This window comes from Peribacillus sp. NPDC097197 (assembly GCF_050278025.1).
Lineage (GTDB): Bacteria > Bacillota > Bacilli > Bacillales > DSM-1321 > Peribacillus.
Window position 1 is genome coordinate 164,817 of record NZ_JBNNST010000006.1, and the last position, 23,120, is coordinate 187,936.

Genomic DNA, 23,120 nt, shown 5'->3' on the forward strand with positions numbered 1-23,120 from the left:
TAAATTACATGCTCTAGGTACTTATGTTGTATATCCAAAATTCTTAATACAAGATTCTATTCAAATTTAACATATAGTCACTTTTTCTAAGATGAGAGATACATATATTTTTTTACAGATTAGTATAATATTGTTTTATATAAGCATATTATATTAAAAATGCGGGTACGAATATAGAAACCTTTTATAAATGGGGGGTAGGAATATGGAAACCTTTATACAACAAATTAAAGCGCTATCAACTAGGATAGAACGAATAAAGGATAACATTCAAACTGAGGAAGCAACTAAAACCTCGTTAATTATGCCGTTAATACAAGCATTAGGATATGATATTTTTAACCCCGAGGAATTAGTACCAGAATTCATAGCTGATGTTGGAATAAAAAAAGGTGAAAAAATTGATTATGCCATAATGGAAAACGGACACCCTGTTATTTTAATTGAAGCAAAATGTGTGCATGAAAAACTACATAAACATGATTCGCAATTATTTAGGTATTTTGGAACTACCAAAGCTAAGTTTGCAATCTTGACCAATGGTATTGAATATAAGTTCTTCACCGATTTAGAAGAACCTAATAAAATGGATGACAAACCATTCTTTATATTTAATTTACATGAAATAAGAGAAAATCACCTTCTGGAGTTAGCCAAATTTAGAAAAAACTTTTTCAATGTAGAAAATGTATTAACTACTGCCTCCGAATTAAAATATACAAATGAAATTAAGAATTTTTTAACTCAACAATGGGAGGAACCAAATGAAGAGTTTATCAAATTCGTATTAAATGATGTTTATCAAGGTGTAAAGACAAAAAAAGTAATCGATAATTTTCGGGAAATAGTAAAAAAATCCCTTAATCAATTCGTCAATGATAAAGTAAATGATAAGCTTCAAAAAGCTTTAAGTTCAACTGATGGAAATGAGTTGAATACGACGGAAAAAATAAATGACGATATAGCACCAACAAACGAAGAAGAGCTAATTGATGAACTGGAAAAAGTAGTAGATGGACCTGTGATTGTGACAACCGAAGAAGAAATAGAGGGATATGTTTTAATAAAACTTATGCTTAAGGAAAACCTAGATGCAAATAGAGTTTACTATAGAGATAATAAAAGTTATTTTAATGTTTTACTGGATGATAATATCCGTAAATGGATTTGTAGATTAGGTTTTAATACTAGTAATAAGTATATCCAATTAAATGATGAATTAAAAACTACACATAAATTAGATAGTGTAAACGACATTTTATTATACAAAGATGAAATATTAAGGGTTACCGAACAATTCAACTAAAAATAGTTGATGATTGGACACCTTATAATTAGACAAATATAGCCACGTGACTATAAACACGTGGCTAATGAATGTTCTAAAAACATGTGAAATCCAAAGTTATAAACCTTCAAAACCCACTATATCAATACTCCAATTAAAACGCCCAATCCCCATTACGGAAGACAGCTTCTGAAGTGCCGTCAGGAAGGATGCCGTCGATGTTCATTTTATCCGAACCAATCATGAAATCAACATGGGTTAGACTTTCGTTCAGACCATGTTCCGCCAGTTCTTCGGGGCTCATGTTTTTTCCACCTTCAAGACAGAATGCATAAGAGCTTCCGATTGCTAAGTGGTTGGATGCATTTTCATCGAATAATGTATTGAAGAATAATACGTTTGATTGGGAAATGGGCGAATTGAATGGGACTAGTGCCACTTCTCCTAGATAGTGTGATCCTTCATCCGTATCGACCAATTGTTTCAAGATTTCTTCGCCTTTTTCAGCCTTCACTTCTGTGATCCGGCCTTCCTTGAATGTCACGGAGAAATTATCGATAATATTGCCGCCGTAACTAAGTGGCTTTGTGCTTGAAACCGTTCCATTGACACCATTTTTCAGTGGAACCGTGAACACTTCTTCCGTTGGCATGTTAGCCATGAATTCATGTCCTTGCTCATTGATGCTGCCAGCTCCGCACCAAAGATGTTTCTCAGGCAATTCGATGGTTAAATCCGTACCTGGTGCCGTGTAGTGCAATTTCTGGTAGTGCTTTTCATTTAAATAATCGACTTTTTCATGAAGTGTGTCGTCGTGTTTCTTCCAGGCCTCGACAGGTTCTTTTACATCAACCCGGACTGCTTTAAAGATCGCTTCCCAAAGTGCATCGATGCGTTTCTCTTCAGCTACTTCAGGGAAGACTTTATCAGCCCATGCTTGTGAAGGGACTGCGACAATGGACCAACTCACTTTATCGGACTGCATATATTGACGCCATTTTTTCAGTGCGGTACCCGATGCCTTTTGGAAGTTGGCGATCCGTTCAGGTTGAACATTTTTCAAAAGGTCAGGACTTGAGGAGATGACCGATAGAAAAGCTGCGCCATTTTCAGCAAGCTCGATCGTTTCTTTTGCCCGCCACTCTGGATACTCGTTAAATACTTCAGCGGGTGCCATTTCATATTTTGTACGCCCGACAATATCGTCATTCCAGTTAACGATGACATTACGTGCGCCGTTTTCATAAGCCTTTTTAACGATGAGGCGAACAAGTTCAGCGCCTTCTAAGGTTGTGTTTACAACGAGGTTTTGTCCCTTCTGGATATTGACCCCGACTTTAACGGCCAGTTCTGCGTATTTTTCTAAATTGGTTTGAAATTCATTCATCTTTTAAAACTTCCTTTCTCTTATCTCCAGTTTAATTGTATCGATAGTTTCTGAAAAAAGAAACTTTTTACACATATGTATCATAAAACGTGGGGGTTCAAATAAATCCGATAAAAAAATAGAGGAGGATGGAAAAGCTGAGTGCAGGGACTCAGCTTCTGTGAACACTCTCATTATTTTTTCAGTACATCATGGTCTACATAACGTTCCCCGTTGATTTCACTTAGCAGATTAATGGCCACTCTGGCTCCGTCACCGGCCGTAACGATGGTATGTACGCTCACGCCTGCACCAGCGCCAGCAGCCCAAATTCCCTCTACGGATGTTTTCCCTAGTGAATCCACGTCATACACTTTTTTAGTGCGCGGCTCTATGCCGTCTTTTGTCGCGACTCCCGCTTCTTCGGCTAGATTAGTGATCATTCCCGTCGCGAGGATGATGTAAGTAGCTTCAATAAGGCCGTTTTCCGTTTCGATTGTAAATCCTTGTTCCGTTTTTTCGATGCCTGTAACTTTTGTTTCGATATGTTCAGCACCGAATTTCTTTGCCTGTTGAATTCCGATATGGACTAAGTCAGGTCCAGAGATTTCATCCACACCATAATGGTTTTCCATCCAGGCTCTTTTTGTGATACTTGCATTGCTATCGAGAAGGACTGTCTTTTTTCCTGCCTTGGCCGTGAAGATGGCGGCACTTCCGCCAGCGGGTCCGGCACCGATAATGGCAATTTCATACATAGGAATATTCCTCCTTTTTCTCTACCTTGATTCTATCAAACGTACATAGGAAAAGGCTATTGAAATGATTGAAGAATAATCGCAATAATAAAATATATTAAAAGGATGCAAAAAGCATGGAAAAGAGGGTCCCGGAAGACCCTCTCTTTAAAAAGAATTATTTGTCTAGGTTAATCCAGACGCTTTTAACTTCAGTATAATTTTCAAGGGCATAGGAACCCATTTCCCGTCCGATTCCGGATTGCTTATAACCACCGAATGGGGAGGCGGCATCAAATGCATTATAGCAGTTTACCCAAACAGTACCGGCACGTAACTTTCCTGCTACATAATGGGCGTTAGCTAGATCGCTTGTCCATAAACCGGCAGCCAACCCATATTCACTTGCATTTGCCCGGTTGATTACATCGTCTATATTCTCATACGGCATGGCAGCAATGACTGGACCAAATATTTCTTCTTTGGCAATGGTCATTTCCTCTTCTACACCGGCAAAGATCGTTGGTGAAACAAAGTAGCCTTCATCGCTAGGATTGTTTCCTCCTACCAATATTTCTGCACCCTCTTTTTTTCCTTTTTCAATGTAACCAAGAACTCGATTCTGCTGTTCTTGGGAAACGAGTGGCCCAATTTGTGTATTAGGATCCAATCCGGCTCCTTGTTTGATCTTTTTAGCGTGACTAGTCATATCAGCCACGACATTATCATAGTGTTTCTTTTGTATATAAACCCGGGAGCCGGCACAGCATACCTGACCCTGATTAAACATGACGCCATTTAAAGCTCCAGGAATGGCTTTGGAGAAGTCGGCATCTGGAAGGATGATGTTAGGTGATTTTCCTCCGAGTTCCAGTGTCACGCGCTTCAATGAATAGGAAGCAGAACGCATGATCATTTTCCCTACTTCAGTAGAACCGGTGAAGGCAATCTTATCAACTTCAGGATGATCGACAAGGGCTTGACCAGCAGTTTCACCGAATCCAGGGACGATATTGACGACACCGTCAGGGAAGCCGGCTTCCGCGATTAGCTCTGCTAAATAAAGGGCAGATAATGGTGTTTGCTCGGCAGGTTTCAAAATGACCGTGCAGCCAGTCGCAAGAGCGGCTCCCAGTTTCCACATCGCCATAAGAAGCGGGAAGTTCCAAGGGATGATTTGACCGACGACGCCTACAGCCTCATGTTTTGTATAGTTGAAGTAATTTCCATTTACCGGAATGGTCTGTCCGACGATTTTAGTCGACCAGCCAGCAAAATATCTCATATGCTCAATGGCTAGAGGGATATCCGCATTTGTAGTTTCACTGATGGGCTTTCCATTGTCCAGTGTTTCTAATTGCGCTAATTCTGTTTTATTTTCTTCCATTAAATCTGCTAGTTTATACATCAACCTGCTACGGTTAGCGGCGCTCATCTTGGACCATGGGCCTTCATCGAATGCTTTTCTTGCGGCTTTAACGGCTAAATTGATATCTTCTTTATCCGCTTCATATACATCTGCGAGTTTCTTGCCTGTTGCGGGGTTGGGAGTGGTAAAGGTCTTCTTCGAGGCACTTTCTACGAATTTTCCATTGATATAGAGCTTTTTAGGACCTTTTAAAAACTTGTCCAGCTTTCCACTTACTTCTAACGTTAGATTGGTCATTGTTTCCCTCCTGAATATAATGATTATATTGGGCAAAACATGATGACTTAATTGATAACGCTTTCATATGCCAATATTTATCATAAAATAAATAGGTGAAATATTCAATCATTACTATTCGACATTTTATTCTTAAATGGAAAAAGGCTTGAAATCAACGTTTTTTCTATTTGAGTAAAGAAAAGTGTCAAGACAGTTGTAAATACTATAGCGAAAAGGAAAATTAATAGGTAATATTAAATAGGAGAATATATTGGTAAGCGATCAGATTTTAGGAGGTTTATATGGAAAACAATGCGAAAGTGATATCGCAGCGTAAACTGCTGGGTGTCGCTGGTTTTGGATGGATGTTTGATGCACTGGATGTCGGGATGCTTTCTTTTATCATCGTTGCATTGAAACAGGATTGGAATTTAACGAGCCAACAGGTCGGTTGGATCGGAAGTATCAATTCTATCGGGATGGCAGTAGGGGCGATTCTCTTTGGAGCGATGGCAGACCGGGTTGGCAGAAAGAATGTCTTTATCATAACCTTATTATTATTTTCGATTGCGAGCGGTCTGTCTGCAGCCGTCAGTACGCTTAGTTTATTCCTGATTTTGCGTTTCTTGATAGGGATGGGGCTCGGGGGAGAGCTACCCGTTGCTTCAACACTCGTTTCTGAAAGCGTCGAGGCAAGTAAAAGGGGACGTGTTGTGGTACTCCTTGAAAGTTTCTGGGCGGTCGGCTGGTTGTTGGCGGCGCTCATCTCTTATTTCATCATTCCTGTATACGGATGGCGTGTGGCTTTGTTATTAAGTGCGGTTCCGGCATTATATGCTCTATATCTACGTTTGAAATTACCCGATTCTCCTAAATATACGGAGCTTGAAAAGAAACAGAGACCGTCTGTGCTGAACAACATGAAAATGGTCTGGCAAAAAGGGCACGCACGTCAGACACTTGTTTTATGGATTCTTTGGTTTTGTGTGGTCTTTTCCTATTACGGCATGTTTTTATGGTTACCAAGTGTCATGGTCATGAAGGGCTTCAGCATGATTCAGAGTTTTGAATATGTATTGATCATGACGTTAGCCCAATTGCCTGGTTATTTCTCTGCTGCGTGGTTGATAGAGAAGATGGGGCGTAAGTTCGTATTGATTACATATTTAATAGGAACGGCAGGTAGTGCATTTTTCTTTGGCTCCGCTGAAGGCTTATCACTCTTGATCGTATCCGGCATGTTCCTATCGTTTTTCAACTTAGGTGCATGGGGGGCGCTTTATGCGTATACACCTGAACAGTATCCAACCGTCATTCGTGGAACCGGGACGGGGTTAGCAGCTGGAGTCGGACGCGTCGGGGGCATTTTGGGGCCGTTGCTTGTCGGGTATCTAGTTGCTGGAGATACAGCGATATCGACCATCTTCACGATTTTTACAATCGCAATTTTAATTGGTGCTGTTGCTGTGGCATTTGGAAAAGAAACGAAGAATACCATTCTTTCATAAAGGAAGGAGGATGACTCGAAATGAGCATCCTCCTTCTATTAATTAGTGAATCTTTTTATAGTGTATGAAAGGAGTGTAGCCACGTCCATTGGATTTTTTGCCTGTGTAATGGCAGAGACGACCGCAGCACCGGCAATTCCACTTTTAGAAAGCCTGTTGATATTATCCGCTGTAATCCCACCGATCGCAACGGCAGGAATCGAGGTACTGTGACAAATTCTCTCCAGTTCCCCTTTTTTCAAAGCAGTTGCGTCTTGTTTCGTTTTTGTCGGGAATACAGAGCCAACACCAATATAGTCAGCGCCATTGTTTTCAGCTTCAAGGGCCTCCTCCAAGGTAGAGACGGATACTCCAATGATCATATTGTCAGGAACAAGGGTCTTGATGATGGGAAGAGGAAGGTCATCCTGCCCAACATGAATTCCATCCGCTCCTACAGCAAGCGCAATATCCACGCGGTCATTAATGATTAACGGAATCGAAAGTTCATCAAGGACCCCTTTTAATAGAGAAGCTTTTTGATAAAAAGTAAGGGAAGATGCCTGCTTTTCTCTAAGTTGGACGGCCGTAACTCCGCCTGAAACCGCCTCGGTGATGATAGTGGTCATGTCCTCGACGGCTAATGATTCTTCCGTGACTAAATAAAGGCTCAAATCAAATGGCACTTTCTTCATGCATTTTCACCTCGTATTTCCATATGGAATCATTCATTCCTGAGATGGCATCGATAATCCGTGTCCGGTATGTCCCTGTGCCATCATTTTTTTCAAGGGTTCTGGCAGCAAGCTCACCAGAGATGCTCATGGTTGAAATTCCTGCGATAGCAGCTGAATAGTAATCCTCCGTAATTCCGCAGAAGACCCCAATCAAGGCCGTCGACATACAGCCGGTGCCGGTCACCTTTGTTAAAAGAGGGCTTCCATTATCGATGATGGACGTACGTGAAGAGTCACTAACGGCATCCTTGGCTCCACTCACGACGACAACACTCTTCAGTTTTCTAGCAGCACGTAGGGATAGTTCTGCATTGCTCATGGAAAGGGGTCCTGAATCGACCCCTCGCGTGACGATATCGCCTCCCATTAGCCGATGGACTTCACTTGCATTGCCGCGAATAATCTGGACAGTGATTGAATCGAGCAGTTCCATCGCTTTCTCTGTTCGGTAAGGGGTGGAACCGACGCCCACAGGATCTAAAATTACGGGTATATGGCAATCGTTCGCTGTTTTCCCGGCAATCGCCATCGCCTCCAAGGGAACATCATCCAGTGTACCTAAGTTAATCACCAGTGCTTGTGCCAGTTTGACCATGTCCGCCACTTCTTTTGGATTGGAAGTCATAACGGGAGAACCACCAATTGCCAGGGTAGCATTGGCACAATCATTTGCAGTAACAAAGTTGGTGATTTGGTGGACGAGTGGTTGTTTCTTTCTCACTCTGCCAAATAAGTCTGCAACGGATGTATTCATGTGAAATCACTCCGTTCCTTTTTATAAAATTGATGGAAATGGTGAACGGGTCCGTGTCCCTTACCGAGTTCTAAGCTATTTCGTATCGCTTCTGAAATATAGATTTTCGCTTGTTCAATGGACGTCGCTAAAGGAAGTCCATTAGCAAGATTAGATGCAATGGCAGAGGAAAGGGTACAGCCAGTTCCATGCGTATTTTTCGTATGAATGCGTTCACCCTTGATCCAAGAGAACTCCTTGCCATCATAAAAGAGATCATTTGGATTTCCTGCTGCATGTCCTCCTTTCAGTAAAACAGCCTTCGGACCCAGTTCCAGAATAGCGGTACATGCCTTATAAAAGTCCTGCTTCGTCCGGATCGGGAATCCGGTAAGGACCTCTGCTTCCGGTATATTCGGCGTGACAAGTGTAGCAAGTGGAAGTAAATCGATTTTTAACGACGAAACGGCCCTCTCATCTAACAGATGGTGTCCACTTTTGGAAATCATGACAGGATCAAGGACGACGATAGCCGGTTTAAATAATTTTATTGAATGGGCGACGGTTTCGACCGTCTCCTTTGATCCAAGCATCCCTATTTTTACTGCGTCGACACGAATGTCTTCAAATACGGCCGCAATTTGATCGGTGATCACAGGGAGATCGATGGGCTGTACAGATCGAACTTCCAAGGTATTCTGTGCCGTAACGGCGGTGATAACAGACATGCCATAAACCCGATGGGCCGAAAATGTTTTTAAATCAGCTTGGATGCCGGCTCCGCCCCCAGAGTCAGATCCGGCGATCGTTAGTGCCCTTTTCATAAAAAAACCCCTTCATATAATGATTTTTTAAGAGAACTTTCAATAAAAGAAAGCCTATAATTGCGCCCGTTAAAGAACTAAGAAGAAAAGCTGGCAGAAAACCAAAAAGTGCCGCTTTTTTTCCCAATAATAAAAGCGCGATCGGATAACAGGCGATGGATCCGAGAATGCCTGTCCCCACTATTTCTCCCAAGCAGGCGTGTCCCATCCTTCTTGTTTTTTGGTAGAGGAAGGCCGCCAGCAGGGCACCAACCATGCTTCCCGGAAATGCAAAAATTGAACCTGTACCTGTCATGTTCCTGATAAGGGATACTAAAAAGGCCTGGGTCACAGCAAAAAGCGGCCCCAACATAACGGCTGTCATGACGTTGGTTACATGTTGAATAGGAAACACCTTCGCAAAACCAACAGGGATGTAAACGAATGAGCTAGTCAGGGTAGTGATGGCCGTGAACAAGCTAGTCAACGTCATTTTCCGTAACAAGTTACCAGTATCTAGCATTTAAAGAGGCCAATCCTGTTCGTTGTGAACCATGTCCCAAAATAAATATTCATATCGGGAGGTCATTAAAAAGTGTTTCTCTAATCTTTTCAATTCCCCCTCAGGCATATCTTCCGTCAGTTCGTCTAACAGCTTGGCCAACCATTTGTGCGCATCTGCGAATTCGGGGGATGCATACGATTGAATCCAAGCGATATAACGATTTGTTTCTAGTGCTGGACCATTTTGTTCTTTTAATAACGAGCCAATTTCATAGTAATCCCAGGCACAAGGAAGTAAGCAGGCAATAAGGTCGGCTAAAGTTCCATGATGGGCAGCATTGAGCATATAACCTGTATAGGCAAGGGTAATCGGAGTTGGTTCGGTATTTTCCAATTCCTCAGAACTAATTCCGAACTCCTTGCAGTAGCTCCTATGCAAATCCATTTCTACCTGTAGAGTCTCATTTAAAATACTCGCAAATTTGGTCATGATCTCAAGGTTAGTGGCCTTGATGGTCCCTAAGGCAAAAAGCTTGGCATAATCCATAAGATAGATATAGTCCTGCTTTAAGTAATAGGCGAATTTCTTTTCTGATAGTGTCCCGTCTCCAATTGCTTGAACGAAAGGATGAGTATGATTCTTTTTCCAAATTTCTTTTGAACGTTCGTGAAGTCTAGCACTGAAAGTTTTCATTTGGGTTTTCGCCATGATTTTTCCCCCTTATAATTCATTCACATACAAAGGAGGGGAGTGTCCAAAAATGAAGAACAGCCGCTTTCATATAGAAAGCGGCTGTTCTAGGAATGTACGAATCCCTTTTTCAACCTGCTTTCCTCCGCTGGTATGACCAGATCAGGTACAAAGGGTTTGATTCTCAGCCTATTAATGGCTCCCCTAGCAGTTTATTATTCAATTAAACGAAAACCCCGTTCCTGAAAACGGAACGGGGCAGATGGATGAAGTCAAATATACGACGACGATATCATCCACTTTCCTCCGCCGGCATCACCCGGATCAGGTTCAAAGGGTCCGGAACATCATTCCATCTCAGTCTTTTAGAAGACTCCCCTAGTGGTATTTCGTATGTGATTATTGTCATCATATCAGATAAAAAGGAAAATGCAACCTTTGAATCCAATAGAATTTTATGAGTATCTTGTGGCGTGAAAGGGGTAGTAGGATAAAATCCCCATTGGCAAATGGAGCATACCTAACCCACGGTCAATTGGAGGAAAATATAGTTATTAGCAAAATAGGGATATGGTCTTACCTTGTGCTAAAAGGGCACACGGAAAAATAATATAAAAATTAAAAATTAAAAATTATTTGAATGCAATTGACTTATCCTTGCAAGTGGGATAAAATCATGTCAAAATCATTTATATTCTGTATTCTTATCCAGAGAGGTGGAGGGACTTGGCCCTATGAAACCTCGGCAACAGACCCATCGGGGAACTGTGCTTCTTCCAACAAGCAATCGCTTGGAAGATAAGAAGAGACGAACGGACCTCTGTCGACCTCTTCTTGGATTAGAAGGGGTTTTTATTTTTGTCAAATAGGGTTTAAGAATCCCGTACAACAGGTATATATATTTTGGCTTTAGCAAAGCCTATAAGATTAGGGGCATTATATGTGGAAAATATGAATAAAAGGAAAGGGGCCATTCATATGGCAGAGTTTTTCGAGAAAAAAGAACAGAGGAGAGCATTGTTGATAGAAGAACTATTATCAAATGGTGTATACAAAACCTCTGATGAAAAGCATCTCTATGATGCTCCATTAAAAGCTCTTGAAGATGAATATAAGATTGTTATAGATAAATCAGGTAATGAGTCACCTCCAGAGTGCATGACTTAGTTAACCTATAGTGAACAATCAAAGAGAAAAAGCATTTGCTGTGTAAAGGCAAATGCTTTTTCTCTTTGAACTGACATAAAAAGTACAAAATAGAAAAATATAATGGGTATTTTGTCACATTTCACTAGTGAAATAACATATTTAAAACATGTAAAATGATTGATTTCGCCTAGTGCTTTGGTTATGATAAAAATGTAAAATAATTGAAAAATAGGAAGTGATTATATTGAAGCCTCCTCATATAACAACAGTTGAAAAAATTGAAGAAAAACGAAAAGAAATGATTATGTTAGCAAAAAATTATGGTTTGACAAGCAGGATGACCATTCAAGCAAGTCAAGAGTTGGATTCTTTATTGAATGCGGTCACACATATAAAATTCCTGGGAGTTTGTCGCGAATAATCAGTACATCCCACTAGACCATTCAAATCCAGGCAATCGCCTTTTGCAATGGAAGTCATGTAGTGACACGTTTACCAAGAATGACCAAATCGCGTTCCACTCCATCGAGTTCTGCTATTTTCGGTAAATGCGCCCATTTTTCAAAACCAAATTTTGAAAAAAGCTTAATACTTGGTGCATTGTGTGCGAAAATAAATCCAAGAAGTGTCTTAATCCCTATCTTCGGACTCACCTCTATAGCCTTTTGGATTGAAAGTTGTCCAATTCCTTTCCCACGGAACTCCTCATCTATATAGATGCTAATTTCAGCGGTAAAATCATATGCGGGTCTACCATAAAAAGATTGAAAACTCATCCACCCAGCTGTTTTTCCATCATGTATGATCATATATAATGGCCGTTTGAGAATATGATGTTCCTCAAACCATTTGAGCCGTGATTCTACTGTAACTGGTTCTGTATCCGCAGTGACCATCCTCGAAGGTACTGTAGAATTGTAAATTTCAATAATTTTAGGCAAATCCTCAAATATTGCTTCCCTGAATTCTATAAACTCCTTCATCATTAAGCTCCAATCCATTTATTATGGCATTCCAATCACCTGAGTACAGGTGCATCATGCAATTTAAGTTTTTTATTAGATTATTCGAATGTTAGGCTTGTCCTCTTTTTGGGTATTTAAAAATAAAATACTTCCTAGTGAATACAAAAGGAGAAGCAAAACAAATGAAGAAAATCGTTGGCTTATTTTTTATTGTACTTGTTATTTGTTTAGTTGCCTATGCGTTTCAGGCAGTAGATGCGAAAAACGATCAAAGAGTCATGGCATTTGGAGATTCTTTGACTTACGGAAAGGGCGATAAAGAAGGGGAAGGATATATTGATGACTTGAAACATAAAACGAATGATTCCGATTCAGAAAAAGTCCAATTCTGGAATTATGGTATTAAAGGTCAGGAAACGGACGGTGTCATTAAACAGCTCGAAGATCTTGAGATTAACACAAAATTGGATAAGGCTGACACATTTATCGTCTATATCGGAATCAATGATTTAATTAACAGTAATGGTGGAAACTTAAAAAAAATCAATGATCAAAAGATAAATGATGAAAAGAAAGAGTATGTACAACATTTAGATAAAATTCTTTCTGAGCTTCTAAAGAAAAATAATAAAGCTGATATCTTGGTGATAGGGTTATATAACCCCAATAAAGACGACTTGAAATTAGAAAACCATATTAGTGATTATAATCATTCGATTCAAAAGATGGTGGACAAGGATAGTAGACTAAAGTATATCCCTACAAACGATTTATTCGAAAACAAAGATAAAAAAGCATACTTCAGTGATGAAATTCATCCAAATGAAGAAGGCTATCAGCTTATAACCAATCGAATCTTAGATAAATATGATTTTAAATAAGAACGATAAAAGGGCATGGAAACTTGATTTCCATGCCCTTTTAGGTTTATTTATCGGGGGCGGATTTCTGGTTGGTTATGTTTCTGATGGTGCCTCCGCCTGTGGAAACTGTAAGTCATGGAGCTGCCGATAGCGACCATTATTTAGTAGCAGTTGTTCGTGCGTTCCATTTTCTTGAATTACCCCTTTTTCAAGAACGACAATTTGATCTGCCTTTTGAACGGTTGATAACCGATGGGCAATGACGATTGAAGTCCGGTTCTCTAATAGGTTGGATAACGCTTCCTGAATCAGATGTTCGGATTCCGTATCGAGCGATGCCGTCGCCTCATCGAGAATGATGATTTGGGGATTCTTCAAAAGGGCCCTGGCGATGGCAATCCGTTGCTTTTGGCCACCAGAAAGTTTGACCCCACGTTCTCCGATTTGTGAGTCATATCCTTTTGGGAACGTCTTGATGAAATCATGAGCATATGCCGCCTTAGCCACTTCGATAATTTCCTCGTCCGTTGCGTCGAGTTTACCATAGGTTATATTATCGCGGATGGTCCCGGTAAACAAAATAATGTCTTGCGAAACAACCCCCATTTGGTTCCGTAAAGATTTGAGGGTGAGATCACGAATATCATGGCCATCCATTTTTATTGTCCCTTGTTGGGGGTCATAGAAACGAATTAAAAGGCTGGTAATCGTTGATTTCCCTGCCCCGGATGAGCCGACAAGAGCGGTTACCTGTCCTGCTTTTATCATCAGGTTAAGATTTCGGAGTACTGGTACCCCCTCGACATAAGCGAAATCAATTCCTTGAAATTCGATTTGTTTCGTGATTTTGGGAACATTAATTGCTGTCTTTTTGTCCTGGATTCCAGGTTGTGTCTCCATTATTTCGGTGATCCGTTCAAAAGCTGCAGCCGATTGTTGCACGATACTGATTACACGGCTGAAATTACGGATTGGACTTTGCAGAAGCCTGAGATAAGCCAGGAATGCCACGATTAATCCAATCGTAAATTCTCCCTGCATCACTTGCCAGGCACCAAATACAATCACGGCGATCAGACCTAAATTATTCATTAAATCTATGAGCGGGCCAAACATGGACCTCAGTCGAACTGATTTGATGTTTGCTACCGTATTCTCATGATTTCGGTCCGCGAATCGTTTTGATTCAAATTCTTCATTTGTGAAGGATTGGATGAGCCGTATGCCGGAAAGGGAATCCTGCAGCTGATTGCTGACATCGCCGGCCGAACTTTGCACGCTTCTGAATGAGAGGCGGATTCGTTTACCAAATACACGTGTCAGATAGAACATGAACGGAAAGGTAATGAGAAGGACCACGGTCAGTTTCCAATTGATGAACAGCATATAGATTGCGATGGCAAAGAAGGTGACCGTATCTGTAATAACTTGTAGCATGCTTGATGAGATGAGTTGTTGAAGCAGGTTCACATCATTCGTGAGCCGGGACATTAAGTCACCCGTTCTATTTTTATCAAAAAATTTCATATCCAATTTTTGAATATGGTCATACATTTCATTTCGTAAATTCATGATCGCTTTTTGCCCCACTTTAGATACGATATAGCCGTTCACATAATTAAGCAAAGCTAACAATATGGCCGCAAAGAGGATACCTATGCCTACCCAAATCAATGAGTCATATTCTTTCCCAGGTATGACATCATCAATCGTATATTGCGTAAGTTGTGGGATGGAAAACTCAAGCATGGAAATGAAAATCATTATGCATATGATCATACTTGAAAATTTCCATCTGGATGGGATACGATTGAATATTTGTTTCAACATTGACCGAATGCTTCCTTTTGATGGTGCAGCTGTCAGGGTGCTACGGCCCTTGTGGCTGAAAGGGATATGTCCCCCGCTCATATTTAATCACTCCTATGGTAAATTGAAAGTTGTCTTTAAAAGCAAAAAAACCTTTATGAATATCATAGAGGTTTTAAAAAAATAGACAACTTTTGAGCGGTTTTTCTTTAATAAAGAACCTTATATTTTACAACTTATCCCTTCGGTGGAATAATTATAAAAAAGTGAATAAGGAGCTGGTAGAGTGGAAGAAAACACAAAAATCAGGGAAGAACTTCTCCAGGCAGTGAACGGGTTATCGGATGAACAGGTAAATGCACATCCCGAAGATGGACGTTGGAGCATCATTCAGGTATTGGAGCATCTATTTCTAATGGAGAGGGCGGTAACAAAAGGAATTGCCGATACACTGGCAAGTGGCGAGAGCAATCGAGTAGATGATAAACCGATCCAGTATACATTAAATCGTGACGTAAAAGTGGACGCGCCTCCATTTGTCATTCCGTCAGAGAAGTTCCAAACATTAGCTGAAGTAAAAGCTAAGCTCGCCTCTTCACGTAAGGCATTGGAAAAGGTAATCTCCCAAGCGAAGGAGAATGACTTGGAAGAGAAGTCATTCCCACACCCCTTGTTTAAAGATTTAAGTTTGAAGCAGTGGATTCCGTTTGTCGGTTTGCATGAGAAACGGCATTTATTGCAAATTGAAGAGTTGAAGGCCAAACTAAAAAAACTCAGCCAATAGGTGAGTTTTTTATATATATGTATTGATTTAGGAAAGACTATATAAGCAGTACTTACCTATTGAGAGATGAGAAAAATGTGGGTAATAATCATGATTATTGCTTTAACGCGCAAAATTCGTTAAAGTGAACTAGTGAGAAAATGGACATAAAGGAGTGCAGTCACCATGGAAGAAATAAAACATTGCTCGGACTCTTTGGTTATAAAAACGAGTCTAGTTCTACCACCTGATACAAATAATATCGGTACAATGTTTGGTGGGAAATTAATGGCTTACATTGATGACGTTGCGGCCATTTCTGCCATGCGCCATGCTAGAAGTAATGTCGTTACGGCATCGACCGATTCTGTCGATTTCCTGCATCCCATTCATGAAGGAAATGCAGTATGCCTAGAAAGCTTCGTTACGTATACGGGTAGGACATCTATGGAAATTATCGTAAAAGTGGTTGCCGAGGACTTACTTACTGGAGAACGGAATCTATGCGTTATTTCCTTTTTGACCTTTGTTGCCATCGATGAGAACGGAAAACCTGTTCCAGTTCCCCGCTTGGTTCCGGAGACTGAAATGGAGAAGAACTTGAATGAATCTGCCAAACACCGGGCAGACGTTAGGAAAAAAAGAAGAGATGATACACAATTCATCGCAAGCACATTTGGTGTGAAATTGCCTTGGACTGAAAAATCAGAACCAGGGTTATATAAATAAGTACGAAAAAACGGGCATTTGCCCGTTTTTTTAATCATTGCTTGATAATATACCGAAAAAGCGAAGGATGTTTATAAACAGGTTGATGAAATCAAGGTACAGATTCAATGCCATGAGCGGGACTTCTTCTGCCGTTACCCCATAGTGCTTCATGCGGTTGAAATCATATAGAACATATCCGCTGAAGACAAGAATGCCAATAAAGGAAAAAACAAGCATTGCCGTGGAACTTAACGGTGAGAATATATTAAAGATACTGATGGCGATTAGCGCTAGCAAGGCAGCAAAGAGGATTCCACTTAGAAAAGAAAGATCTCTCTTAGTGGTTGTTGCATATAGAGCTAACCCCCCAAAGACGACGGTTGTCGTCACTCCAGCCAAAATCACGACGTTAGCGCCTGCCAAAGCGAGATAGTGAGCGATGATGGGATAGGTGGTCATTCCCGATATGAAAGTAAATGCATAAAGAAATGTATATCCAATTGCTTTTTTCCTTCTCAAGATAAAGGCTCCAATCAGCATGGCGATTTCCAAAATCGCCAAGGGAAGAAATAAGGCCGGGGGTATAAATATTCCAGCAGCCATTCCTAAAACGGAAATCGCGAGTGATAGAGCAAATGTGCGCATAACAGAGGGCATATACGCATTAACGGTATGTGAATACATTCGGTCAACCTCCATATAATTATTATTACCCATTCTTACGAAAGATAAGGGGAAAGGTTTCACTTTATTACCCAAACCCTGCTAGAAAAAGCTACGCACCGTCCATTCATAAGGTGAGTATTATCAGAATATAAATTTTCTGAAATATCAAAATATTTAGATTGGTTGGTTGAGTGGAACTAATACATAAAAAATTTCAGTTTGAAGATAAGATAATTATTCATTATTTTTAAATACAAAAAAAATCTTCATTCTTTGTGATGAGCATAAGCTATTAGAATCCTTATCCGAGTAAATAAAAAGAAATAAAGTTAATTTTTAGAAATAAAATTATAGGAAAAAATTATTCCTCAAGTTATAATATATTAAAAAAATGTTATAATTTGATATAAATATATTGAATTAATATTAAAAATTGATTACACTTTTATTTAATTATCAGAAAATTTTTATTTTATCGGTAAAACAGTTTAGGGGGGATCAGGTTGGAAAAGACAATATTACGAATAGAGAACCTCACTACGTCATTTCGTATTAAGAATAAATATCACGCAGCGGTGGACGATGTCTCGTTCACGGTGAATGAAAATGAAATTGTAGCCGTGGTTGGTGAGTCAGGTTGTGGTAAGAGTGCACTGGCCCTCTCTATCATCCAATTACATAATATGCAAAGAACGAAATCTGAAGGTGTTATAAATTATAAGGGTCAGAATCTACTTGACCTTAATGAGTCACAAATGAATAAAGTTCGAGGTAAGGAATTGGGGATGATATTCCAAGAACCTCTGACGGCATTGAATCCCCTAATGACAGTCGGAAAACAGATTGAGGAAAATCTTGATTATCATACGAATCTATCAACCAATGAAAAAAAGAAAAGAACAATTGAACTGCTAACCCAGGTTGGCATCCCTTATCCGGAAAGGACCTACAAGCAGTTCCCTCATGAACTTTCAGGTGGCATGCGCCAAAGGGCCATGATATCGATCGCGATAGCTTGTAATCCTGCCTTGGTCATTGCGGATGAACCAACGACGGCTCTAGATGTGACGATCCAAGCTCAAATCCTGGATTTGTTGAAGGAAATACAGAGTAAGACAAAAATGGGAATCATCTTGATTACTCATGACTTAAGCGTAGTGGCAGAAGTTGCTGATCGGATTGTCGTGATGTATGCCGGACAAGTGGTCGAGACTGGAAGTGTTAAAGATATATTCAAAAAACCACTGCATCCTTATACACGATCTTTGCTAAATTCCATCCCTTCGGCTACCACTGAAAAAAAACGTTTGCACGTTATAGAAGGAATCGTGCCCTCCATAGCGAAAATGGATAGGAATGGGTGCCGATTCCAAGAACGGATTCCTTGGATCCCCAAACAGGCCCACGAGGAGTCACCTGTCCTGCATGAAGTTGGTCAAGGTCATTATGTTAGGTGCACGTGTTATAAGGATTTTTATTTTCAATCTGAAGGAGAGGCAAAGCCTTATGACATTACTCAAGGTAGATAATTTAAAAGTGCATTTCCCTATAAGGGGCGGTTTTTTTCGTAGAGTAGTAGATCATGTCAGAGCTGTCGATGGTGTGTCATTCGAATTGCAGCAAGGTGAGACCTACGGTTTGGTTGGAGAATCAGGAAGTGGGAAGTCAACGACGGGTAAAGCTGTGGTCAAGCTGAATGAAGTGACATCGGGAAAAATCATGTTCGAAGGCAGGGATTTAGCTTCGTTGAGCAGAAAAGAAATCAAGCCATTCCGAAAAGATATCCAAATGATTTTTCAAGATCCATATTCTTCTTTAAATCCTAAAAAGCGGGTTCTCGATATCATTGCCGAGCCGTTAAGGAATTTTGAAAAGTTGTCGCCTGGAGAAGAAAAGAAAATTGTTCAGGACTTCTTGGATAAAGTCGGTCTAAGTCCCGAATCCATTTATAAGTATCCACATGAGTTTTCAGGCGGCCAGCGTCAGCGTATAGGAATTGCGAGATCTTTGACGTTAAAGCCAAAACTGATCATTGCCGATGAACCTGTGTCTGCGCTGGATGTATCGGTCCAAGCACAGGTATTGAACTTCCTTCAAGATTTACAGGAGGAGTTTAACTTGACCTATTTATTTGTCGGCCATGATCTCGGGGTAATCAGGCATATGTGTGACAGGATGGGCGTGATGTATCGCGGAAGAATCGTAGAAGAGGGCACAAGCCAGGAAATCTATGAAAACCCTCAGCACATCTATACCAAACGTTTGATAGCAGCCATTCCGGACCTAGAACCGGAAGTGCGTGAGCAAAAAATACTACTCAGAAAGAAATTGACAGCGGAGTATGAAACGTCTTATTCCCAATACTTTGATGAAAACGGACGGGCCTACGATTTAAAGCCAGTTTCGTCCACTCATAGAGTCGCAATACAATAAGGAGGTGGAAAGTAATGTGGAAATTTATCCTTAGGCGCCTATTAGTCATGATTCCGCAGCTCTTTCTGTTGAGCATCATCGTTTTCATGATGGCAAAAGCCATGCCAGGTGATGCCTTGTCAGGTCAGGAAATAAGCAACCCAAGGGCGGATCCGGCTGAGCTTGAAAGAATCAGGGATGACATGGGCTTGAATGACCCTTGGTACCAACAATATGTAAGATGGGCATCAAATGCTGTCCAAGGGGACTTCGGAGTGTCTTATACGCACAAAATACCAGTTATGGATGTCATTGAAAACAGGCTTTGGAATACGGTTTTTCTTGCAATCGTCACTCTTATCTTTACATATTTGCTAGCTATTCCACTCGGCATAGTTAGCGGTAGATATAATGATACGTGGATGGACAAAGGAGTTACCGGTTACAGTTATCTAGGTTTTGGTACACCAATTTTCATATTTGCTCTTATTATGCTATTTGTTTTCGGGTTCGGTCTAAATTGGTTCCCATCTGGTGGAAGCGTCGATTCCAAATTGGATTCAGGGACGTTCGCTTATGTGGTCAGTAAGATTAACCATTTGATCCTGCCAGCTTTAAGTACGGCTTTAATTGCAACGACAAGTACCATTCAATATTTGCGAAATGAAATCATAGATAATAAGATTAAGGATTTCGTAAGGACCGCTCGATCGAAAGGTGTTCCGGAATCGAAAGTATACTCACGACATATCTTGAGAAATTCATTCCTACCGATTGCTGCATTCTTAGGATATGAAATCACTGGTTTAATCGGTGGCTCTGTCATAATCGAGACCATTTTCAGTTATCCAGGATTAGGCCAGCTATTCCTTAGCTCTGTAAGCCTAAGGGACTTCAGTGTCGTGACGGCCATTGTCATGATGACAGGATTCGCCACTTTGCTTGGCACTCTTCTTTCTGACATCATACTTAGCGCGGTGGATCCGCGTATACGGATAGAATAGGAAGTGGGGTGAGTCTAATGGAAATGAAAGTTGAAACTGGAAATAACATACAAGTTCAAGAAGTGAGTCCTTCGGGAATGAAAATCATTTGGCAGGAAATTAAGAAAGATAAAATGGCAATGGGCTCATTGATTCTACTGGCAGCCATCTTGCTTTTCGTTTATGGTGCATCTTTCTTCATGGATGCCAAGGAAATCGCTAAAGTCGATTTCTTATCCATCTATATGGAGCCATCTTCGGACTATTGGCTTGGAACTGACTATGGTGGACGGGATGTATTTGGACAACTCATCATCGGTACAAGGAATTCATTCACGATTAGTTTATTTATTACTTTATTCACGGCTATCATCGGATTGACTTTTGGGCTTCTTGCTGGTTATTTTGGCGGTGCTACCGATAATGTAATCATGCGTATTATAGATTTTGTCATTGCGCTGCCACAGTTAATGTTCATCATTGTTTTCGTTACGATTGTGCCTACTTTTAATGTCCCGGTTTTCATTTTGATCATGACGCTGTTTTTATGGACCGGTAAGGCAAGGCTCATTCGTTCGAAGGTATTATCTGAGCGGGAATTGGATTATGTTCATGCGTCACAAACACTTGGTACTCCACATTGGAAAATCATTATTTTCCAGGTACTTCCAAATATAAGTTCTCTGATCATCGTAAACTTCATTTTGAATCTTGCAGGCAATATTGGCCTAGAATCCAGCTTGACCTTTTTAGGATTCGGTCTTCCAGAGAGCACACCGAGTTTAGGTACGCTCATAAGTTATGCTCGAAACCCAGATGTTTTAGAAAACAAATGGTGGATATGGATACCCGCATCACTCATGATTCTAGTGTTGATGCTGAGTATAAATTTTGTTGGTCAAGCATTGAAACGTGCTGCTGACGCAAGACAAAGAAGAGGATAAAAAAGGGGAGTGTATGTCATGAAAATTAAAAATTATAGCAAAGTATTAAGTGCATTGGCCATATCGTCGCTACTTCTTGCTGCATGTTCAGATGATACGTCGACTAAGGAGAAAAAGGGAAAAGCTGTTGAACAAGTGGATGCATCGAAATTCCCGGCGGTTACATCAAATAAAGGGAAACCAATCGAAGGCGGTCACCTTACTTACGGTTTGGTATCTGATACGCCATTTGAAGGAATCTTAAATAAAGTCTTCTACCAAGGTGATCCGGATAATCAAGTTATTACGTTCTTTGATGAAGATTTATTGGATACCGATGAAGATTGGGTATTTACAAATGAAGGCGCAGCTACCTATGAAATATCAGAAGATAATAAAACGGTCTCACTTACCATCAAAGACAATGTCAATTGGCATGACGGTAAACCTGTAACGGGGGCCGACTTAGAATATGCTTATCTCGTAATGGGAAGCAAAGAGTACAAGGGAGTCCGTTATGATGAACAAATGGCATTGATTGAAGGGATGGAAGAGTATCATGAAGGTAAGGCAGACAGTATTTCCGGAATCAAGGTAGACGGAAAGAAAATCAGCTTCACCTTTAAGAAAGCGAATCCTTCGGTTAAGACAGGACTATGGACATATCCGCTTCACAAGGAATACTTAAAAGATGTTGCGATTGGTGATTTGGAGTCTTCCGATAAAATCCGTAAAAACCCAATAGGTTTCGGACCATTCAAAGTGAAGAAAATCGTTCAAGGTGAAGCGGTTGAATTCGAAGCGAATAAAGATTACTATCGCGGAGCTCCTAAGTTGGACAGCATCACATTGAAAGTCATCAACCCATCCGTTGTTGTAAAATCATTGGAAAATGGGGATGTTGATGTGGCAGAAGTTTCGGCGGATTATTATGATCAAGCCGATAAATTGGAAAACATCGAGATTTTAGGGAAAGTCGATTTGGCTTATACGTACATCGGTTTTAATTTAGGGCACTATGATAAGAAAAAAGGCGAAAACGTGATGGATAACCCGAAATTCCAAGATAAACGACTTCGCCAGGCGATGGCCTATTCCATCAACAACGAACAGGTCGGCGAGAAGATGTATAAAGGACTTCGTTTCCCTGCCAACTCGGTTATCACGCCAACCTTTAAATATAACAATAAAGATATAAAGCCATATGAATATGATCCAGAAAAAGCGAAAAAACTATTGGATGAAGCAGGATATAAAGATACGAATGACGATGGCCTTCGCGAAGATCCGGATGGCAAGGAGTTCAAAATTAATTTTGCATCCATGAGTGGTGGAGATATTGCCGAACCGCTTACGAAATACTATATCCAGCAATGGCAGGAAGTCGGGCTGGATGTACAAATGTTAGATGGACGTCTTCATGAGTTCAATTCATTTTATGATTTGTTGAAAAAAGATAGCGATAAGGTAGATATTTTCCAAGCAGCTTGGGGTGTGGCTTCCGATCCAGATCCATCTGGAATCTGGTCAAGACAAGCACAATTCAATTATACTCGCTGGGTGAATGATAAGAATGATGAACTATTGGCAAAAGGAATTTCGGAGGAAGCGTTCGACGATCAATACCGTGTCGATGTCTATAACGAGTGGCAACAATTGATCCATGATGAAGTGCCTCTTATCCCAACTCTATTCCGATATACAATGACCGGGGTCAATGAACGTGTGACTGGTTATGATTATACTGCGGGTCGCCAATATCAATGGTTTGATGTAGGTGTGACAGAAGAATCAGCTAAAAAATAATGTAAAAAGTCGGCTGCCTCCATTGGCAGCCGATTCTTTGGTTTTAAGATGGTGAATTAAGGCTATATATGAATAG

At 40.5% G+C, this 23,120-nt stretch carries 23 protein-coding genes and 3 riboswitches; of the genes, 12 read left to right on the plus strand and 11 right to left on the minus strand.

What is annotated here, in order from left to right; translation table 11 throughout:
* Positions 1–205 precede the first annotated feature (205 nt).
* A complete protein-coding gene (locus ACQKL6_RS10310) occupies positions 206–1,306 on the plus strand; it encodes a type I restriction endonuclease (protein ID WP_427591019.1) in 1,101 nt (366 codons plus the stop codon).
* A gap of 136 nt (positions 1,307–1,442) precedes the next feature.
* On the opposite strand, the gene ACQKL6_RS10315 is transcribed toward ACQKL6_RS10310, so the two are convergent.
* The 3 genes from ACQKL6_RS10315 to ACQKL6_RS10325 form a co-directional block, all read right to left on the minus strand.
* The gene (locus tag ACQKL6_RS10315) at positions 1,443–2,675 is read right to left on the minus strand and encodes an aminopeptidase (RefSeq protein WP_427591020.1); all 1,233 of its coding nucleotides are present in this window, start codon (positions 2,673–2,675) and stop codon (positions 1,443–1,445) included.
* A 173-nt stretch (positions 2,676–2,848) separates the two neighbouring features.
* The gene (locus ACQKL6_RS10320) at positions 2,849–3,412 is read right to left on the minus strand and encodes an FAD-dependent oxidoreductase (RefSeq protein ID WP_427591021.1); all 564 of its coding nucleotides are present in this window, start codon (positions 3,410–3,412) and stop codon (positions 2,849–2,851) included.
* 157 nt (positions 3,413–3,569) lie between these two features.
* A complete protein-coding gene (locus ACQKL6_RS10325) occupies positions 3,570–5,057 on the minus strand; it encodes an aldehyde dehydrogenase family protein (protein ID WP_407406317.1) in 1,488 nt (495 codons plus the stop codon).
* Between the two features lie 284 nt (positions 5,058–5,341).
* On the opposite strand from ACQKL6_RS10325, the gene ACQKL6_RS10330 reads away from it, so the two are divergent.
* Positions 5,342–6,547: an MFS transporter gene (locus ACQKL6_RS10330; protein WP_427591022.1), complete on the plus strand. Its 1,206-nt coding sequence runs from the start codon at positions 5,342–5,344 to the stop codon at positions 6,545–6,547.
* Positions 6,548–6,585: 38 nt separating this feature from the next.
* Here the strand turns inward: ACQKL6_RS10330 and thiE are convergent, their stop codons facing one another.
* Genes thiE through tenA form a run of 5 tightly spaced genes read right to left on the minus strand, consistent with a single transcriptional unit; the run spans position 6,586 to position 10,012 of the window.
* A complete protein-coding gene (gene thiE, locus ACQKL6_RS10335; RefSeq protein WP_403123700.1) occupies positions 6,586–7,221 on the minus strand; it encodes a thiamine phosphate synthase in 636 nt (211 codons plus the stop codon).
* Complete coding sequence (gene thiM / locus ACQKL6_RS10340) at positions 7,202–8,017, minus strand: hydroxyethylthiazole kinase (protein WP_427591023.1); 816 nt, start codon at positions 8,015–8,017, stop codon at positions 7,202–7,204. Before thiM ends, thiE begins: the two co-directional genes overlap by 20 nt.
* On the minus strand, positions 8,014–8,820 hold the full coding sequence (thiD, locus tag ACQKL6_RS10345; RefSeq protein WP_407406313.1) for a bifunctional hydroxymethylpyrimidine kinase/phosphomethylpyrimidine kinase: 807 nt from the start codon (positions 8,818–8,820) through the stop codon (positions 8,014–8,016). Before thiD ends, thiM begins: the two co-directional genes overlap by 4 nt.
* On the minus strand, positions 8,789–9,322 hold the full coding sequence (thiW, locus tag ACQKL6_RS10350) for an energy coupling factor transporter S component ThiW (protein ID WP_402867894.1): 534 nt from the start codon (positions 9,320–9,322) through the stop codon (positions 8,789–8,791). Before thiW ends, thiD begins: the two co-directional genes overlap by 32 nt.
* A complete protein-coding gene (tenA, locus tag ACQKL6_RS10355) occupies positions 9,323–10,012 on the minus strand; it encodes a thiaminase II (RefSeq protein WP_427591024.1) in 690 nt (229 codons plus the stop codon).
* Between the two features lie 105 nt (positions 10,013–10,117).
* A riboswitch (TPP riboswitch) is annotated at positions 10,118–10,210 on the minus strand.
* 68 nt (positions 10,211–10,278) lie between these two features.
* A riboswitch (TPP riboswitch) is annotated at positions 10,279–10,384 on the minus strand.
* A 311-nt stretch (positions 10,385–10,695) separates the two neighbouring features.
* A riboswitch (SAM riboswitch) is annotated at positions 10,696–10,799 on the plus strand.
* 98 nt (positions 10,800–10,897) lie between these two features.
* Here tenA and ACQKL6_RS10360 point away from each other — a divergent pair.
* Both ACQKL6_RS10360 and ACQKL6_RS10365 read left to right on the plus strand, forming a co-directional pair.
* Positions 10,898–11,161 carry a Fur-regulated basic protein FbpA gene (locus tag ACQKL6_RS10360; protein ID WP_402987593.1) on the plus strand — a complete coding sequence of 88 codons (264 nt, stop codon included), beginning with the start codon at positions 10,898–10,900 and terminating at the stop codon, positions 11,159–11,161.
* 226 nt (positions 11,162–11,387) lie between these two features.
* On the plus strand, positions 11,388–11,564 hold the full coding sequence (locus ACQKL6_RS10365; protein WP_402867897.1) for an aspartyl-phosphate phosphatase Spo0E family protein: 177 nt from the start codon (positions 11,388–11,390) through the stop codon (positions 11,562–11,564).
* Positions 11,565–11,619: 55 nt separating this feature from the next.
* Here the strand turns inward: ACQKL6_RS10365 and ACQKL6_RS10370 are convergent, their stop codons facing one another.
* Positions 11,620–12,126 (minus strand): GNAT family N-acetyltransferase, encoded by a 507-nt coding sequence (locus ACQKL6_RS10370; protein ID WP_403123712.1) that lies wholly within the window; start codon positions 12,124–12,126, stop codon positions 11,620–11,622.
* A gap of 164 nt (positions 12,127–12,290) precedes the next feature.
* Here ACQKL6_RS10370 and ACQKL6_RS10375 point away from each other — a divergent pair, with 164 nt between their 5' ends.
* Positions 12,291–12,989, plus strand: coding sequence for a GDSL-type esterase/lipase family protein (locus ACQKL6_RS10375; protein ID WP_402867898.1), 699 nt, complete (start codon positions 12,291–12,293; stop codon positions 12,987–12,989).
* 75 nt (positions 12,990–13,064) lie between these two features.
* Here the strand turns inward: ACQKL6_RS10375 and ACQKL6_RS10380 are convergent, their stop codons facing one another.
* Positions 13,065–14,882: an ABC transporter ATP-binding protein gene (locus ACQKL6_RS10380; protein WP_427651040.1), complete on the minus strand. Its 1,818-nt coding sequence runs from the start codon at positions 14,880–14,882 to the stop codon at positions 13,065–13,067.
* A 184-nt stretch (positions 14,883–15,066) separates the two neighbouring features.
* Here ACQKL6_RS10380 and ACQKL6_RS10385 point away from each other — a divergent pair, with 184 nt between their 5' ends.
* Positions 15,067–15,564 carry a DinB family protein gene (locus ACQKL6_RS10385; protein ID WP_402867900.1) on the plus strand — a complete coding sequence of 166 codons (498 nt, stop codon included), beginning with the start codon at positions 15,067–15,069 and terminating at the stop codon, positions 15,562–15,564.
* 165 nt (positions 15,565–15,729) lie between these two features.
* The gene (locus ACQKL6_RS10390) at positions 15,730–16,272 is read left to right on the plus strand and encodes an acyl-CoA thioesterase (RefSeq protein WP_402867901.1); all 543 of its coding nucleotides are present in this window, start codon (positions 15,730–15,732) and stop codon (positions 16,270–16,272) included.
* 30 nt (positions 16,273–16,302) lie between these two features.
* On the opposite strand, the gene ACQKL6_RS10395 is transcribed toward ACQKL6_RS10390, so the two are convergent.
* Positions 16,303–16,938 (minus strand): Bax inhibitor-1/YccA family protein, encoded by a 636-nt coding sequence (locus ACQKL6_RS10395; protein WP_403123720.1) that lies wholly within the window; start codon positions 16,936–16,938, stop codon positions 16,303–16,305.
* Positions 16,939–17,423: 485 nt separating this feature from the next.
* On the opposite strand from ACQKL6_RS10395, the gene ACQKL6_RS10400 reads away from it, so the two are divergent.
* The 5 genes from ACQKL6_RS10400 to opp4A are packed head-to-tail and all read left to right on the plus strand — an operon-like array spanning position 17,424 to position 23,044.
* Positions 17,424–18,449, plus strand: coding sequence for an ABC transporter ATP-binding protein (locus tag ACQKL6_RS10400; protein WP_427651041.1), 1,026 nt, complete (start codon positions 17,424–17,426; stop codon positions 18,447–18,449).
* The gene (locus ACQKL6_RS10405) at positions 18,427–19,353 is read left to right on the plus strand and encodes an ABC transporter ATP-binding protein (RefSeq protein ID WP_407406566.1); all 927 of its coding nucleotides are present in this window, start codon (positions 18,427–18,429) and stop codon (positions 19,351–19,353) included. Before ACQKL6_RS10400 ends, ACQKL6_RS10405 begins: the two co-directional genes overlap by 23 nt.
* A 14-nt stretch (positions 19,354–19,367) precedes the next feature.
* On the plus strand, positions 19,368–20,336 hold the full coding sequence (gene opp4B, locus ACQKL6_RS10410; protein WP_402867905.1) for an oligopeptide ABC transporter permease: 969 nt from the start codon (positions 19,368–19,370) through the stop codon (positions 20,334–20,336).
* 23 nt (positions 20,337–20,359) lie between these two features.
* Entirely contained in the window at positions 20,360–21,259 is a 900-nt protein-coding gene (locus ACQKL6_RS10415; protein ID WP_407406586.1) for an ABC transporter permease, read from the plus strand.
* 18 nt (positions 21,260–21,277) lie between these two features.
* On the plus strand, positions 21,278–23,044 hold the full coding sequence (gene opp4A, locus ACQKL6_RS10420) for an oligopeptide ABC transporter substrate-binding protein (protein WP_427651042.1): 1,767 nt from the start codon (positions 21,278–21,280) through the stop codon (positions 23,042–23,044).
* Positions 23,045–23,120: the final 76 nt, after the last annotated feature.

What these genes read in the sequence shown, in the direction of transcription:
- ACQKL6_RS10330 (WP_427591022.1), top strand. Translation starts at nt 5,342, where the DNA reads ATGGAAAACAATGCGAAAGTGATATCGCAGCGTAAACTGCTGGGTGTC.
- thiW (WP_402867894.1), bottom strand. Translation starts at nt 9,322, where the DNA reads ATGCTAGATACTGGTAACTTGTTACGGAAAATGACGTTGACTAGCTTG.
- ACQKL6_RS10320 (WP_427591021.1), bottom strand. Translation starts at nt 3,412, where the DNA reads ATGTATGAAATTGCCATTATCGGTGCCGGACCCGCTGGCGGAAGTGCC.
- ACQKL6_RS10315 (WP_427591020.1), bottom strand. Translation starts at nt 2,675, where the DNA reads ATGAATGAATTTCAAACCAATTTAGAAAAATACGCAGAACTGGCCGTT.
- thiE (WP_403123700.1), bottom strand. Translation starts at nt 7,221, where the DNA reads ATGAAGAAAGTGCCATTTGATTTGAGCCTTTATTTAGTCACGGAAGAA.
- ACQKL6_RS10375 (WP_402867898.1), top strand. Translation starts at nt 12,291, where the DNA reads ATGAAGAAAATCGTTGGCTTATTTTTTATTGTACTTGTTATTTGTTTA.
- opp4A (WP_427651042.1), top strand. Translation starts at nt 21,278, where the DNA reads ATGAAAATTAAAAATTATAGCAAAGTATTAAGTGCATTGGCCATATCG.
- ACQKL6_RS10325 (WP_407406317.1), bottom strand. Translation starts at nt 5,057, where the DNA reads ATGACCAATCTAACGTTAGAAGTAAGTGGAAAGCTGGACAAGTTTTTA.
- opp4B (WP_402867905.1), top strand. Translation starts at nt 19,368, where the DNA reads ATGTGGAAATTTATCCTTAGGCGCCTATTAGTCATGATTCCGCAGCTC.
- thiD (WP_407406313.1), bottom strand. Translation starts at nt 8,820, where the DNA reads ATGAAAAGGGCACTAACGATCGCCGGATCTGACTCTGGGGGCGGAGCC.
- ACQKL6_RS10310 (WP_427591019.1), top strand. Translation starts at nt 206, where the DNA reads ATGGAAACCTTTATACAACAAATTAAAGCGCTATCAACTAGGATAGAA.
- ACQKL6_RS10415 (WP_407406586.1), top strand. Translation starts at nt 20,360, where the DNA reads ATGAAAGTTGAAACTGGAAATAACATACAAGTTCAAGAAGTGAGTCCT.
- ACQKL6_RS10395 (WP_403123720.1), bottom strand. Translation starts at nt 16,938, where the DNA reads ATGTATTCACATACCGTTAATGCGTATATGCCCTCTGTTATGCGCACA.
- ACQKL6_RS10370 (WP_403123712.1), bottom strand. Translation starts at nt 12,126, where the DNA reads ATGAAGGAGTTTATAGAATTCAGGGAAGCAATATTTGAGGATTTGCCT.
- thiM (WP_427591023.1), bottom strand. Translation starts at nt 8,017, where the DNA reads ATGAATACATCCGTTGCAGACTTATTTGGCAGAGTGAGAAAGAAACAA.
- tenA (WP_427591024.1), bottom strand. Translation starts at nt 10,012, where the DNA reads ATGGCGAAAACCCAAATGAAAACTTTCAGTGCTAGACTTCACGAACGT.
- ACQKL6_RS10380 (WP_427651040.1), bottom strand. Translation starts at nt 14,882, where the DNA reads ATGAGCGGGGGACATATCCCTTTCAGCCACAAGGGCCGTAGCACCCTG.
- ACQKL6_RS10405 (WP_407406566.1), top strand. Translation starts at nt 18,427, where the DNA reads ATGACATTACTCAAGGTAGATAATTTAAAAGTGCATTTCCCTATAAGG.
- ACQKL6_RS10390 (WP_402867901.1), top strand. Translation starts at nt 15,730, where the DNA reads ATGGAAGAAATAAAACATTGCTCGGACTCTTTGGTTATAAAAACGAGT.